This is a genomic window from Lactobacillus sp. XV31L, from assembly GCF_059900865.1.
Map to the genome: position 1 here is coordinate 22,540 of NZ_JBWXGC010000006.1, position 14,993 is coordinate 37,532.

General features: G+C 40.2%; 15 protein-coding genes. 11 read left to right on the plus strand and 4 right to left on the minus strand.

Annotation, left to right across the window (positions count from 1 at the left end; all coding sequences use genetic code 11):
* Positions 1 to 6 precede the first annotated feature (6 nt).
* The 3 genes from rpoE to murA all read left to right on the plus strand — a co-directional run bounded on the left by rpoE (position 7) and on the right by murA (position 3,699).
* A complete protein-coding gene (gene rpoE / locus AC2JF7_RS05170; protein WP_500727730.1) occupies positions 7 to 552 on the plus strand; it encodes a DNA-directed RNA polymerase subunit delta in 546 nt (181 codons plus the stop codon).
* A 126-nt stretch (positions 553 to 678) separates the two neighbouring features.
* Positions 679 to 2,298, plus strand: coding sequence for a CTP synthase (gene pyrG, locus AC2JF7_RS05175; protein WP_500727633.1), 1,620 nt, complete (start codon positions 679 to 681; stop codon positions 2,296 to 2,298).
* Positions 2,299 to 2,427: 129 nt separating this feature from the next.
* Positions 2,428 to 3,699 carry a UDP-N-acetylglucosamine 1-carboxyvinyltransferase gene (gene murA, locus AC2JF7_RS05180; RefSeq protein ID WP_500727634.1) on the plus strand — a complete coding sequence of 424 codons (1,272 nt, stop codon included), beginning with the start codon at positions 2,428 to 2,430 and terminating at the stop codon, positions 3,697 to 3,699.
* 88 nt (positions 3,700 to 3,787) lie between these two features.
* Here the strand turns inward: murA and AC2JF7_RS05185 are convergent, their stop codons facing one another.
* From AC2JF7_RS05185 to AC2JF7_RS05200, 4 genes are all read right to left on the minus strand, one after another.
* Complete coding sequence (locus AC2JF7_RS05185; protein ID WP_500727635.1) at positions 3,788 to 4,150, minus strand: hypothetical protein; 363 nt, start codon at positions 4,148 to 4,150, stop codon at positions 3,788 to 3,790.
* 150 nt (positions 4,151 to 4,300) lie between these two features.
* On the minus strand, positions 4,301 to 4,930 hold the full coding sequence (locus tag AC2JF7_RS05190) for a hypothetical protein (RefSeq protein WP_500727636.1): 630 nt from the start codon (positions 4,928 to 4,930) through the stop codon (positions 4,301 to 4,303).
* A 67-nt stretch (positions 4,931 to 4,997) separates the two neighbouring features.
* Entirely contained in the window at positions 4,998 to 5,495 is a 498-nt protein-coding gene (locus AC2JF7_RS05195) for a hypothetical protein (protein WP_500727637.1), read from the minus strand.
* A 255-nt stretch (positions 5,496 to 5,750) separates the two neighbouring features.
* A complete protein-coding gene (locus AC2JF7_RS05200) occupies positions 5,751 to 6,179 on the minus strand; it encodes a hypothetical protein (protein WP_500727638.1) in 429 nt (142 codons plus the stop codon).
* A gap of 390 nt (positions 6,180 to 6,569) precedes the next feature.
* On the opposite strand from AC2JF7_RS05200, the gene AC2JF7_RS05205 reads away from it, so the two are divergent.
* From AC2JF7_RS05205 to scrK, 8 genes are all read left to right on the plus strand, one after another.
* Positions 6,570 to 9,305: a sigma 54-interacting transcriptional regulator gene (locus AC2JF7_RS05205; protein WP_500727639.1), complete on the plus strand. Its 2,736-nt coding sequence runs from the start codon at positions 6,570 to 6,572 to the stop codon at positions 9,303 to 9,305.
* A gap of 142 nt (positions 9,306 to 9,447) precedes the next feature.
* On the plus strand, positions 9,448 to 10,221 hold the full coding sequence (locus AC2JF7_RS05210; protein ID WP_500727640.1) for a PTS mannose/fructose/sorbose/N-acetylgalactosamine transporter subunit IIC: 774 nt from the start codon (positions 9,448 to 9,450) through the stop codon (positions 10,219 to 10,221).
* Positions 10,214 to 11,002 (plus strand): PTS system mannose/fructose/sorbose family transporter subunit IID, encoded by a 789-nt coding sequence (locus tag AC2JF7_RS05215; protein WP_500727641.1) that lies wholly within the window; start codon positions 10,214 to 10,216, stop codon positions 11,000 to 11,002. The genes AC2JF7_RS05210 and AC2JF7_RS05215 overlap by 8 nt, the downstream gene beginning before the upstream one ends.
* 11 nt (positions 11,003 to 11,013) lie before the next feature.
* Complete coding sequence (locus AC2JF7_RS05220) at positions 11,014 to 11,502, plus strand: PTS sugar transporter subunit IIB (RefSeq protein WP_500727642.1); 489 nt, start codon at positions 11,014 to 11,016, stop codon at positions 11,500 to 11,502.
* Positions 11,503 to 11,517: 15 nt separating this feature from the next.
* Positions 11,518 to 11,928, plus strand: a complete 411-nt coding sequence (locus AC2JF7_RS05225; RefSeq protein WP_500727643.1) for a PTS sugar transporter subunit IIA — start codon at positions 11,518 to 11,520, stop codon at positions 11,926 to 11,928.
* 18 nt (positions 11,929 to 11,946) lie between these two features.
* Positions 11,947 to 13,356, plus strand: a complete 1,410-nt coding sequence (locus AC2JF7_RS05230; RefSeq protein WP_500727644.1) for a GH32 C-terminal domain-containing protein — start codon at positions 11,947 to 11,949, stop codon at positions 13,354 to 13,356.
* Positions 13,357 to 13,369: 13 nt separating this feature from the next.
* Positions 13,370 to 13,747: a VOC family protein gene (locus AC2JF7_RS05235; RefSeq protein ID WP_500727645.1), complete on the plus strand. Its 378-nt coding sequence runs from the start codon at positions 13,370 to 13,372 to the stop codon at positions 13,745 to 13,747.
* A gap of 130 nt (positions 13,748 to 13,877) precedes the next feature.
* The gene (gene scrK / locus AC2JF7_RS05240; protein WP_500727646.1) at positions 13,878 to 14,750 is read left to right on the plus strand and encodes a fructokinase ScrK; all 873 of its coding nucleotides are present in this window, start codon (positions 13,878 to 13,880) and stop codon (positions 14,748 to 14,750) included.
* Positions 14,751 to 14,993 lie beyond the last annotated feature (243 nt).

Here is a 14,993-nt window from a genome sequence, read left to right on the forward strand (position 1 = left end):
GCAATTGTGGGATTAAACGACTTTAAAGACAAAAATCGCAATGAATTATCGATGATTGAAGTTGCTCGCGCAATTTTGGAAGATAGCAACAAGAGAATGGCCTTTGCCGACATTGTTAATGCTGTTCAAAAATACTTGGGTGTGAGTGATGAGGAAATTAGGGAACGTTTGCCCCAATTTTATACAGATATGAATACCAACGGCGAGTTTATCTCAATGGGAGAAAATATCTGGGCACTGCGCTCGTGGTTTCCATATGAATCAGTTGACGAGGAAGTTAACCACCCCGAAGACGAAGATGAAGAAGATACGCGCACGCACCACAAGAAGGTTAACGCCTTCCTGGCCAGTGCAACAGGCAGCGATGACATTATTGACTATGATAATGATGATCCTGAAGATAGCGACTTAGATGCTACTGCAGATGACGCTGTCGATGACTTCGGAGACGATGATGACTTTGATGATTCCGATGATGAAGATGATACAGAACTTCCAGACGGGATTGAAGGTCAGTTGTCAGAGTTGACAGACGATGATGAAGAAGAATAATTTTCTTGACTTCACCGCTTAAAATAGATAGTATTTAGCTTGGGCACCCTATGTGCGATTATGCTCCCATCTGGGAGCTTTTTTTATTTTTCAGTATTTTATTTTTTGCGAAAAGGAGTTTGGCTAATGACAAAATATATCTTTGTTACTGGTGGCGTTGTTTCTTCTTTGGGTAAGGGCATAACTGCATCCAGTCTTGGTCGGTTGCTAAAGAACCGGGGTCTTAAGGTGACCATGCAGAAATTTGACCCCTATGTCAACATCGATCCGGGCACGATGAATCCATACCAACACGGCGAGGTCTTTGTTACAGATGATGGTACAGAGGCGGACCTTGACTTAGGGCACTACGAACGGATTGTTGATGTGCGCACCAGCAAGTACTCCAATGTTACGACTGGTAAGATTTACAAGGAAGTTCTGGAAAAAGAGCGGCGAGGTGACTACCATGGCGCAACTGTACAGGTGATTCCGCACATTACTGACATGATCAAGCAAAAAATCATGCGCGCTGGCCTCACCACTGATTCTGATGTCGTTATTTCTGAAATTGGTGGAACAGTTGGTGACATTGAGTCTACGCCATTCATGGAAGCAATCAGACAGATGCGGCGCGAAGTAGGAGAACATAATGTAATGTACATCCACTGCACGCTTGTACCATACTTGCACGCTGCCAAAGAAATGAAGACCAAGCCAACCCAACATTCCGTTGCTGAGCTTCGCAGCATCGGAATTCAACCCAACATGCTGGTATTACGGGCAGAAATGCCAATTAGCCAAGAACACAAGGACAAGATATCAAACTTTACTGACGTTCCAGTTGACCGCATTATTGAATCAATTAATGCCCCCTCTCTTTTTGACTTGCCACTGTCCTTCCAAAAACAGGGCATGGACCAAAAAGTCTGCGACTTCCTGCACTTGCAAAGTCCAAAAAAGGAAGCTGACATGGCGGAATGGAAGCGTTTGGACGAGCGGGTTAAGAACTTGAAGTACACTACCAAGATTACTTTGGTGGGCAAGTATATTGAGCTTGAGGATGCTTACATTTCCGTCACTGATGCCTTAAAGCATGCTGGCTACTTGTACAATTCCAACATTGAAATCAACAAGGTTCAAGCAGAAGATGTTACTGAAGAAAATATTGCCAGTTACATGGAAGGTTCAGATGGCCTGATTGTTCCTGGTGGGTTTGGTACTCGTGGACTAGAAGGTATGATTACTGCCATTAAGTATGCGCGCGAAAATGACATCCCCTTCCTTGGCGTCTGCTTGGGCATGCAAATGGCAACTGTTGAGTTTGCCCGGAACGTTTTGGGCCTAACAGATGCTAACTCTACTGAAGTTGATCCTGAAACCAAGCACAACGTGATTGATATCATGGCTGACAAGCGCGATGAAGAAAATATTGGCGGCACTCTTAGACTCGGTTTATATCCGACAGCTCTTAAGAAGGACACTAAGACGGCTGCAGCTTATGGCAATCTAGATGTAATTCAAGAGCGTCACCGTCACCGTTATGAATTTAACAATGAATATCGGGAAGCCTTTGAAAATGCTGGAATGACCTTTGCGGGAGTTTCACCGGATAATCACTTGGTTGAAGTAATTGAACTGCCAAAGAATAAGTTCTTTATTGCTGCACAATATCATCCAGAATTTTTGAGCCGGCCGCAGCGACCAGAAGGCCTCTACCAAGCCTTTATCGGTGCTGCCTCTGGCTTGCCAGCAGAAAAGCTGTAATTGTGCGAATTTGAATAATACAAAAATCTGAAATTTGAACGGGGAAGACAGGTGTCTGCCCTTGTTTTTTCTGTTAAATTCCTTTAACATTATTATTACAAAAAGAAATAGAAAAGGAAATTTTCGCCAATGAAGCAAATGATAATTCATGGTGGAAAGCCCCTGCAGGGTGATGTCTGGATTGGTGGAGCAAAGAACTCAACCGTAGCGTTGATACCTGCGTCCATTTTGTCGCGTACCCCCGTGACTTTGGAAGGTGTTCCAAGGATTGCGGATGTTGACAACCTAATGGATTTATTGAGTGAAATGGATGTCGAGAGTGATTTTCACCAGACGACCCTGCGCATCAACCCAGAGAACATTAAGATGAGCCCATTGCCGAGTGGTAAGATCAAGAGTTTGCGTGCTTCCTATTATTTTATGGGGGCTCTTCTTGGTCGTTTTGGTAAGGCTGTTGTGGGCTTCCCTGGCGGGGATGACATTGGTCCCCGTCCCATCGACCAGCACATTAAGGGCTTTGAGGCTCTTGGTGCATGCGTCAAAAATGAAAATGATCAAATAATAATTACGGCTCCTGCTGGAGGCTTGCAGGGAGCAACAATTCACCTTGAAATGCCTTCAGTTGGGGCGACAATGAATATCATCATGGCTTCAGTCACGGCCCATGGCCAAACCATTATTGATAATGCCGCAAAAGAGCCTGAGATAATTGACTTGGCAACTTTTTTGAATAATATGGGTGCCACTATTCGGGGTGCCGGAACAGATTCAATCAGAATTGAAGGCGTTGAAAAACTGGAAGCCAAGACGCCGCATACAATCATTCCTGACCGGATTGAAGCTGGTACCTATATTGCCCTTGCTGGCTGCATTGGCAATGGTATTCGCATCCATAATATTATTGAGGAACACCTTGATGCTTACCTGGCTAAAGTCGAAGAGATGGGTGTTGTGATTGATGCCGCTGAAGATTCCTTGTATGTTTATCCAGCAGGCGACCTAAAGATGACACAGATTAAGACAGGTTCATACCCGGGCTTTGCAACTGATTTGCAACAGCCTGTGACGCCGCTTTTGCTGACTGCTAAGAGCGGTGAAGGCGTGATCATTGATCAGATCTATCCTAAACGAGTAGGGCATATTGAACAGCTGCGCAAGATGGGTGCTGATATTAAGGTGGAAGACAATATCATCTTGGTCCACCCAACAACTCAATTGCATGGTGCTGACGTTTCGGCTGGTGAAATCAGGGCTGGAGCTTGTTTGATGATTGCTGGCCTGATGGCCCAAGGCAAAACTGTGATTAATAACGCGGGCAATATCCTGCGCGGTTACGACCGTGTTCAAGAGAAGCTGCGCTTACTAGGAGCAGATGTGAAAATCCAAGATATGCCAGATTAATAAAAGCAGTAAAAAAGCAGGCAGAATTCAATTCTGCCTGCTTTGCGACTAGATAGGGCTAGGACTTACTATTAGGATGCTGCAACATTTATAGTTTTAATGCACTTGTCTGGTTTTTAAGCGGATTTACAACTAGCGCAATCAAGGTGATGATCAAATTGTCAGCTGCTTTTGCTAGTTGCTGAGCAGGTACCTCGGATTTGTTCAATAAAACTGGCTTGTCTTTTATGGCCTTGTTATAATAGCAATATAAAGAGGAGGTTCCAACAGAACTTTCTCTGGGAGAGCCGCTTTTACGGAGGCTTAACTGTTGATTAAAAATAATCGCTAGCTCGTCCAAGCTAAGGCGATTATTTTTTTGTCTGATTTTAAGCAGATTACAACTAACGTAATTAAGTTTGATCAAAAGACCAGCTCCAATTGCTAGTTGCAGAGCATCTGATACAGACACTTGGGCCACCTTCATTCTTTAGGTTTCTAGGTCTACAGGTTAATCCCATAGGCACCCACCTCCAGAAACTAAAAGCAGCCATTTCCTAAACTTCTCTACTGCTTTAATATACAAGAACAGGTATTAATAGAAGTAAAATTTAAAACCAGCTCATCCTCTTAAGATTTTGCCGTCTTCTGCTAGAATAGCGGTTCTCTTCCTCGGATTATCGGAATTGAAAAGCTTCCATTGACCGCCGCCGTGGGGCTGCAAGCCCTTGCGGTTGTTTGGTCGAATTTGCCAGCCACCATCTGCTTCTTTGATTTCATTGCCGAATTTGCCAGCGTGCTGCTTCAACCATAATCCTTGGTGCTGCACTGATTGTTCAATTACAGACAGAGCTTCACCAGAGAGATTACAGAAGAAAGTGTCGTAGCTATCTTCAATCCGCATCAGTGAGTAGCGGTCCTCGTTTTTGAAGAGAATATTTAAGCCGATACAGTTGTTAATGACCATTTCTTTGATTAGATCGGCTATCTCTTCTGGAGAAATATTGCTCTTGTCCTCACTACCATCATCTAAAAAGATGTAGGTGGGATAGTAGTAGAGTATGGTCAAGCAAATGAAGATAATTTTTTCAGCGAAGTCTGGCTTGTAGTGCTCTTCGAGGTATTTCACTAATTCGCCATAGTCATCTGGATCATTATCTGGGAAGGTGATGGGGACAAAGTCGACATAGTAATTGTCTTCTTCATTGTCTAATAGGTTGTCGATAAGTTTGAATGCTTTTCCACCATTCATATTAGCTTTCCTTGTTGTGTTAACTCTGATTGTTCGGTGATTCTTTTCATTTAAATCATTGATAAGTTTATTTGTAGATGAGTTTTAGATATAAACCTTGCTGGGTTACCAAAGATTTAGCAATTTCTAAAGTCTCAGCAGAAATGTTGAAGAAGAAAGATTCTAGTCCGTCTTCAATTCGCAAAAGTGAAAATTTCCCATCATTTTTGAAAAGGATATTGATGCTTGACCAATTTTCGAATACGATTTCTTTAAGTAACTTAGCTAATTTTTCTAACCCTAAGTGGCGCAAATCCTTATTAATCAGTTCTGGATAAAGTGGCTCTTCAGCATCGTCTAAAAAAACGTAAGATTCGTAGTAATGCATAATAGTGAAGGCAATAAAAGTAATTTTTTTGACATAGTCAGGTTTAAAGTGTTTTTCCAAATATGCCGCTAAATCGTTAAAATTATCATTTTGAAAAGTAACAGGGACAAAGTCAATCAGATAATCATTCTTGCTCTTTTCTAAATAGTTGTTTTCCAATAACTTATCAATGATGTTAAAAGCTTTTTTTGAGTCCATTGCAGTGAATCTCCTTATTTTCGCATGATTGTTCCATCTTCATTTAAAGTGCTTATTCTTCTTCCATTTTTGTCTCTAAGTTTCCATTTGCTCCCTTTATGTGCGCGGCCTCGTGCTCTATCTGGTTCAATTGTCCAGCCTTTCTTTTCTTGTCGTTTTCCACCTTTCAATCTCTTAAAGAACTTTTTCAAGTCTACTTTGTTAATTGCTTTTTTCAGCCGTTTCGGAATTTTTTTTCAATAGTTTTAGCTACAGTTAAACTTCTGTTTTTACTTTTTTTGAAGATTTAACTTTACTTTTCGTTGTTGACTTAATTTTTTTTGCTGTTCCATTTTGAATAGCTTTTCGAGCAATCTTGTATATCGCAGAGCCTGCTGCATATGTTGTACCAGCAATTATTAAGGCTCCAGTAGCAGTTGATAACACTTGCCCTAAGCCAGGAACAAAGTAAAGTACTGCAGCAGCTGGTATAACTGCAGCTCTTCCGGCTTTACTTTTTTTCTTTTTGGTTTTCTTTTTTTTACTTAAGCTACTAGAAGCTTTACTGCCTGCTTTGCCTGTTTGAACAGTCGTGCTCTCCTCATTGGATTGAGATGCAGCTATGATTGTGTTTGAAGCTGTACTTAATAATAAACCAATTGCTAATGCAATGAGTCCGCTTTTAAAAAACTTTTTATTTTTCATGTCATTCTTCTTACTATATAAATATATTATTTATTTTTTGTAAATTTATAATATTTTAATTATATAGATAATGGTAATAAATATCAATAAATGTTTAATATATATAATAGAATTAATTAATAAAAAGGCAAAATTTTTATATTGGGGAAAGGTGATTGCTTTATTTGAGTGATTTTTAAATTATTTTCACACTAGCAAATAAAAATCACACTATCGTTTTAACAAAAACTTATTTAAAAAAGATAAGCATTCTTGTGGCAGCATTTTAAGCGGTAAAATGAGCTTCAGCTTTTTTTCACAGAAGAAAAGCGTGAAAAAAGCGCAAAAGTGTTAATCAGATGCGGTACAATGAACCGTGAAAGCGATTAATCACTATTGTGGAGGTTGGAAATGCTGAAACAAAAGATACTGACATTCCTTAAAGAGCAGACTAAGACAATTGACTTGGACCACCTAAATGATCAGTTCACTGCTGCAGGTGTTGCTCAAAGGCTACATGCCAACCGGAACACGGTCAGTCTGTATCTCAATCAACTGACCAGCGAACAGAAATTGGTTAAGATTCAAACGCGGCCTGTTTGCTTCATCCATAAGGCAAGTTTTGAGCATGATAACTATCGCCTGAAGCAGAATGTCTACAACTCAATTGCCCAACTTGAAAAAGAAAATAACGAGCAGGACATTTTAAAGAGTTTCACCCAAATAAATCCTAGCTTAAAAGAAAGCATTGAACGAGTGCGGGCCGCTATTCTTTATCCTAATGGGGGGTTACCGCTGCTAATTACTGGTGAGAGTGGGACTGGCAAAAGCTACTTGGTAGGCTTAATCAATCGCTTTTGCCGCGTGCATAAGTTGATTAAGGCAACAGCTCCATTTATTACAATTAATTGCGCACAGTATGCCGACAATCCCGAATTGCTGACCAGTAACCTCTTTGGCTATGTCAAAGGAGCTTTTACTGGAGCAGATGAAGATCGCGCTGGCGCCTTTGTCCAAGCCGATGGTGGTATCTTGTTCCTAGATGAAGTACACCGCTTAGGACCCAAAGGACAGGAGAAGCTATTCACTTACCTGGACCAGGGTCTAATCTACCCGGTTGGTGAAACCAAGAATGGCAAACGAGTGAATGTCCGTCTTTGTTTTGCAACGACGGAGGAACTGGATGAGGGATTTCTGACCACTTTTATAAGACGAATCCCAGTGAAAATCACCCTGCCACCCCTTAGCCAGAGGAGCAGAGAAGAGCGTCTTAACTTGGTTTACACGCTCTTTAACCATGAACAAAAGGAAATTGGCAAGTCACTGACAATTAGTGATCAAGTACTAGAATTGCTGGCTAATTATCAACCAAGTGGCAATATAGGTGACCTAAAAAACGCAATTAAGCTAACCATTGCGCAGGCAAATGCTGGTCAAAAGAAGCAGCAGATAACTATCACTGCCTATCATTTGCCAGCCAATGTTTTAAGCATGAGCAAAGTTGAGCTTTATCATACGCCAGCTAAGGCCCTCGTCATTACTAATGAAACAGAAATAGGCGACTTAATAGCCCATAATTTTCCTGAGAAGAAAATTTTTCTCAATAGCCTGCGTCGCTTGCTTGACCTATATGACGAAAGCAATAAAAACCTAAACAAGTGTGAGTCAGGGCTGAAGCAAGTTGTCTACCAGTTGTTTGATACATTATTGTTTGAAAAGGATAGCAACAAGAGAGTGCCCCTGCTGTCTTATGTGATTGAGAGTGTCAAGCATTTGTTTGATCAACTAAAAAACGCTTATCAGCTAAAAATTAGTGGGAATGCAGTCTATGCTATTAGCTATTACCTGTTTGAGCGGGAAAAGATTCAGTGGAATGTTGATGACCTTAAGAATAAGTCTGCTCTACTAAAATTGGCTAAAGATGTCGGACAGCGTTACCCCGAAGTGGCTGGCTATGTGGCCAAGTTGATTAGTTTGATCAAAGACAATTTAGATATCGAACTCAATGAGGTTGATGAAGTCTTTTTAGCGATTTACCTCAACAAACTAGAGATAATCACTAAAACCGGTCTGGTCAAGGCAATTGTTCTGGCACATGGTTATGCAACTGCAGGTAGTATTGCTAATGTGGTAAACCGGCTCCTTGGCACTCATACTTTGGACGCCTTTGACATGCCAATTAATGTTAGTGCTCAAGAAATCGCTAATAAAATCATTGACTATAGTGAGGATAATGATGTCACACACGGCCTGATAATTCTGGTTGACATGGGTTCGCTTAAAGAAATTGAAAAGCTTTTTCCACGGCAGATTAATGCGCCAATTTTGTTGATGAATAATGTTTCTACGCCTTTGGCTTTAATGGTGGGAGAAAGTGTGCTAAAAAAGCGCAGCTTCCAAGAAATCAGCCAACTGGCCAAGCAGACCAGTCAGTTAGACATTAAGTTGACTTATCCACAAAGAAATCGCCAAAAGGCGATTTTGACGACGTGCTATTCAGGAATTGGTACGGCCACCCATGTTGCTCGTTTGCTCGAGCGCTGTTTGCCTACACCCAAAAAGATTAAAATAATCCCCTATGACTACCAGGTTTTACAAGATGCTCATGAGATTAAAGTGATCCGCAAAATGTACGATGTTGTGGGCATTATCGGCACTGAAAATCCTAAGATAGCCGGCTTGGACTTTATTTATTTAGAAAAAATCTTATCAGATCAGGATACAGCCAAACTGAAAAAGTGGCTGACTGCTGCTTTTTCCAATCAGGAAATTGTTAAGATTTCGAACAACTTGGTTAAAAATTTCTCGCTTGAGCAAACAATTAACATGGTGACAATTCTTGATGCACCCAAAGTAATTGAAAATATCACAATTTTTATCCAAGAACTGGAAAGGCGCTTTGCCATCGAATTATCTAATCAAAAGAAGTTTACGCTCTATGTCCATATTAGCTACTTAATTGAACGATTAATACGCAAGGAAGAGAATAATCTTAATCCTGACTTTGAAGAAGTCTTTGCTCAAGAACACGGTGCAGAATTAAAAGAAATCGAAGCTGCATTCACTGTGATTAGGGACAATTACAGTGTGAAAATTCCTACATCGGAGTTAATTTACATCGATCAAATTGTATTTAATCGGCAATAAAAAGGCAGAACACCAATGTTTAACGGTATTCTGTCTTTTTTTGCTGGTACTTGGCATAGATGTTGCTATTAAGGATATAGAAGAAAAGTGGTGTTTACAGGAATAAACAAGTTATTGTATATCTTTCAAGAAGGAGAGAAAAATGTTATTAAGTAACATCTTAGTAGTAATTTACGGTTTTATTATTAATTTTGACAAAGAAGGCCCTAAGATTGGGATATCACAGCCAGTGGTGGCTGGCTTTATTACCGGTCTAATCATGGGAGATGCTGCAACAGGGCTTTTTATCGGAGGTACTTTGCAACTGATGACGCTTGGGATTACCAGTTTTGGTGGTGCGTCGGTACCGGATTATCAGACAGCTGCTTTAATTGGTACCTACCTAACTTTAGCAACTCACCAAAAGGCAGCAATTGGGATTACCTTAGCAATTCCAATTGCCTTACTAATCGTTCAGCTTGATGTTTTAAAATGGTCAGCTAACATCTTTTGCCAGCAAAGAGCAGAGAAATATGCTGAGCAAGGTAACTACCGCATGATTAACTATATGCAGTATCTAGCTACTATATTTACAAGTTTTGTGTCGGGCATCCCAGTCTTGTTAACGGTTGTTCTTGGACCAAAGATTGTCGGTAGTTTTATCAACTATATCCCAGCTTGGTTATCAGGTGGGTTAAAGACAGCTGCAGGTATTTTGCCTGCAGTAGGTATCGGCATGCTACTGCAATACTTGCCGACCAGAGACTACTTTTCTTACATCATCATTGGATTTGTACTAGCAATCTACCTGAAGATGCCAATTATCGGTATCTCTCTAATTGGCTTTGCAATTGCTTTGATTTTATACAAAAACCAGACAAAAGGCACTGATGCAGTGCAAGAAAGTGTAAGTGGAGGTTCAAACGAAGATGAGTAAAATGAAAAAGATACACAGAAGAGTAATGAATCGGTGGATTTTGTTTGGAGCCACTTCTTTAAATTATGAAAAGTACGAGGGCTTAGGTTATACCTATGCAATGTTGCCGTTCATTGAAGAGAATTATCAAAATGATCCAGAAGGCAAAAAAACAGCAGTCCAAACTCAATTACAGTTTTTCAATACCACGCCGTATACTGCACCTTTTATCATGGGTATTGATGTCGGTATGGAAGAAAAAGGCAAAACGGAATCGCTTGAAGCAGTCAGCGCATTAAAAACTGGCTTAATGGGTCCACTTGCTGGAATAGGAGACAGTGTCTTTGTTACGATTCCTTGGACTATCTTCGGTGCAATTGCTGCTAATATGGCTTTACATGGCAATGCATTTGGCGTTTTCATGTGGATTGTTGCTTCGATTTTATTGCGGCTTACAGCTTATCCTATGTTTAATGCAGGTTATAAGTCCGGCACCAAAATGTTATCATCAATTAATACCACGCTTAAGGCATTAACCAATGCTGCATCAGTTCTTGGTTTAATGGTTGTTGGTGCCTTGGCTGCAACAATGGTCAAAGTTAATCTGGCCTTTACATTTAAACAAGGAAAATTAACTATGACCGGTAATGACATTTTGGATCAAATTATGCCAGGTCTTTTACCGGCAGCTGCAGTTGCATTAGTATATTACCTGCTTGGTAAAAAAGTAAAACCATTGTATGTGATTTTGATCGTATTAGTAGTGTCCGTAGCATTGAATGCAATGCATATTTTAGCTTAGAGGTAAGAATAATGACAGAAGATATGGAAGGAATCATTCATATTCGAATTGATGACCGGATGATTCATGGTCAAGTAGCAACGCAATGGAGCGGTCGTCTGAACGCAACTAGAATTATGGTGATTAATGATGCGATTATGGACGATGAGATGCGCAAAACAGTGGTTAGGCTTGCTGCGCCAGCAAATGTAAGCACGTCAATTCTAGGAAAAGAGAAGGCCTTAGCCAATATCAAAAGTGGCAAGTATAAAGGACAACGCGTTTTATTAATCTGTGTTTCACCAATGGATGTTAATTATTTGATTGGCAATGGTTTACCTATTGACGAGATAAATGTAGGCAATTTGGCACAACGCGATGGAACCGAGCGTATTCGCCCATCGATCAATGTAACGCAGGAAGAAAGAACTGCTTTTAAACAGTTAATTGAACGAGGGGTTGATGTAACTGTGATTCCAACGCCACAAAGCCCAACTGTTCATTTAAAGGATTATATATAGAAGGAATTGGATTCAATGTTCAACGTTATCATAGCCACGCATGGCCATCTTGCTACAGGATTTTTAGAGATTTTACAGTCATTTTTTGGTAAGACTCAGCAAGTAACTGCAATAGAACTGGGTAATCAGGGAATAGAACAATTTTCCACTCAAGTTGATAAAACAGTGGCATCTATAGGCAAGCAACCTACAATTGTTCTTTGTGACATTGCAGGCGGTACACCATACAATGAATTTGCTAAAAGAAGTATTCTTTGGCAAGAAGAATTTTATCTGTTTGGCGGTGTTAGTTTGCCGATTTTAGTTGAGACTTTGAATTTGAGAATGCAACATGAAACTCTAAAAAAAGTAACTGAAAAGATACAGCGACTAAGTTCATTAACTAAGTTTGAACTCAAAAATATTAAAGGCGCAGAAGATGAATAAGGAAGAATTAGTGTAAAAATGCAAAAAATATTCTATCAACCTCAAGATCGCTGGTTTGGCGATTGTATGCCGTTCTTCAATGAAGAAGATCAGACTTTTTACCTCTTTCATCAAAGAGATACGCGAAAACCAAAGCCATTGACGGATCCTTTTGGATGGTCTCTAGTGACGACTAAAGACTTTGTTAATTTTAAAGACTATGGTGAGGTTTTGCCTAAGGGGTCTCATGATGCAACTGATCAATTTATTTATGCAGGAAGTGTAGCGCAGGGTAAGGGTGAAAAAATCGCTTTTTATACTGGACATAATCGTCAGGCAAGGCTAGCGAAAAAGACATCTGAAATATTAATGTCAGCCACAAGCCAAGACTTAATTCATTGGCAAAAGGTCGGACAAACTGCAAGCTTAGTACCACAAGCAGGATATGATCACAACGATTGGCGTGATCCAGTGATTGTCTATGATGAAAAAAGCAGCCACTATATTTTGGTTTTAGGTGCTAAACTACCAAGTGATAAGAAAAAACCTACTGGGCGTTTAGTATACTTTGAATCAGTAGACATGAAAAATTGGCATTTCAAGGGTGATTTTTGGACACCTAATGAATTTAACATGATAGAAATGCCAGACCTATTTAAACTAAACAATACCTGGTACTTGGTGTTTTCCGAATACTCTGAGGATAAGCGAACTAAATATCGTGTTAGTCAAGACTTATTTGGTAAATGGAAATCTCTTAATGATGAATTTTTTGATGGTAAGGCATACTATGCTGCAAGAACCGTAGGCAATGATCAAGTTGGACGCTACTTGACTGGTTGGGTTGCAACAAAAGAAAATAATCAAGACTTAGGTAATTGGGATTGGGGCGGTGCCTTTGTCCCTCATCAAGTAGTTCAAAATGATGACAATACATTAGGCGTGACCTTGCCCAAAACAATTATTGATAACTTTGCTGCAACTGAGCAGTTAAATTCCTTTGAACTTGGACAAGAATACGGAAAAAAGGAAGAAGCTGCTATTCGTGAAATACCAGAGCAATTTTTATTAGAAGCTCAGATTCAGGTGGTTGCTGATACCAAAGAATTTGGTCTTAAAGCCTTTGTTAATAACGAAACTAGAGAAGGCTATCAATATAAAATTTCAGGTCCTGAACATGCGCTCAAGTTTTCACGCACACCCAATTATCCATGGCCGTCATACTTTGAAACTGGTCTTGAGCGTCCAATAACATTAACAAAGGGTCGAACTTATGATATTAAGTTAGTGGTTGATGATAGTATCATTATTTTGTACGTTAACAATATTGCTTTGAGCGCCCGGATGTACAATAAAACTGGTACTGGTCTTAGCTTCTTTGTTACAGAAGGAAAGATTGCGGTTTCAGATATTAAATATTACACTAAGTGGAAAGATACTGTGAGATAAGTTGAGGTGAACAATGTATTTTAATGGGTTACAACATATTGGAATACCAACTAAAAAATTTGATCAGAGTGGACAATTCTATGAAGACTTAGGTTTTATATTAGTTAATACTGAGAACGTTAATGGAATGCGGGTTGGCTTTTATCAATTAGCTTCCTTAACTATAGAAAGTTGGGAGTCGCCAAAAGAGGCACCAGAAAAAGTAGGAGCAATTAATCATATTGCACTTGATACAAGTGATATTGATGAAGCTTTTGAGTTCGTTCAGGAATTAAATGTAGAGTTTGTTGAAGATGGTATTCAAAGTTTGCCATATTGGGAAAAAGGAATTAAATATTTTAACTTTTACGGACCTAATAAAGAAATTTTTGAAGTTTGCCAGAAATTATAAATTTGTTTAAGTAATTAACAGTCTGCGATGTCGAACCTTCGACGAGCAGAATTTTTTTGAAAAAACTAAAAATCAGCTGCGGACTAGCGTAAAATTAACATGGAAAGATTTGAATTAAAAGGAGCACCATATGCTATTAGGATCAATTGAAGCCGGTGGTACCAAGTTTGTTTGTGCCATTGGCAATGAAAACTACCAGATTAAAGACAAAGTCACATTTCCAACCACTACACCACAAGAAACGCTGCAAAAAACGGCAGACTACTTTAAAGACTCAGGCGTTGAGGCGATTGGCATTGCATCTTTTGGCCCGATTGAAGTGCGCAAGACGGCCTCCAATTATGGCTATATCACCGACACGCCCAAGGCAGGTTGGAGCGACATCGATTTTGTTGGCTTTTTGCAAAAGACGCTAGCGGTGCCAATGTATTTCACCACTGATGTGAACGGGTCAGCCTTTGGCGAATACGTGATGGCGCAACTATCCAATGAAGACGTCGATTCACTAGTCTACTACACAATTGGTACTGGTGTTGGCGGTGGTGCCATCAACAACGGCAAACTCGTTGGCTCGGCTGGCCATCCAGAAATGGGGCACGTGAAATTAAAGCGCCACCCAGATGATCTGGATTTTGCTGGGGTTTGCCCCTTTCACCAAGACTGTTTGGAGGGGCTGATTTCTGGACCAACCTTTGAGGCACGCTTAAATAAAAAGGGCCAGGATGTGCCGCTGAGTGACCCAGTCTGGGATATCATGAGCTATTATGCGGCTCAAGCGGCTCTTCAAGTGACATTGATTTTACGCCCGGACAAGATTGTCTTTGGCGGCGGCGTCACCAGCGAGGACTTTTTACAAAAAGTTCGCCGCGACTTTGCCAAGTTATTGAATAATTATGTTCACGTGCCAGCACTCGACCAGTACATTACGCTACCTGAAATCAGCAACAATGGTTCTGCCACCGTGGGTGACTTTGCCCTGGCTAAGCGGATGTTGAGGGAATAGGGGCTGATGGAGCTACTTGCAGCACGGCTTATTTTAGTAAAATGAATAGAACACCCATTTTATGAGATGGGTGTTCTATTTGCATATAATTTATTGGAATAATTCGCTATGCGTGCCTATTCCAGTAAAAAATATTTCTGGTGTGGGTAAAAGTAGTCCGAAATGCTGATATCTTCATTAGGCAGTGAATGATTAAATATCAGGGGCTACTTTTTTGGTTATCAATTTCTTTCAGAAGGGCCC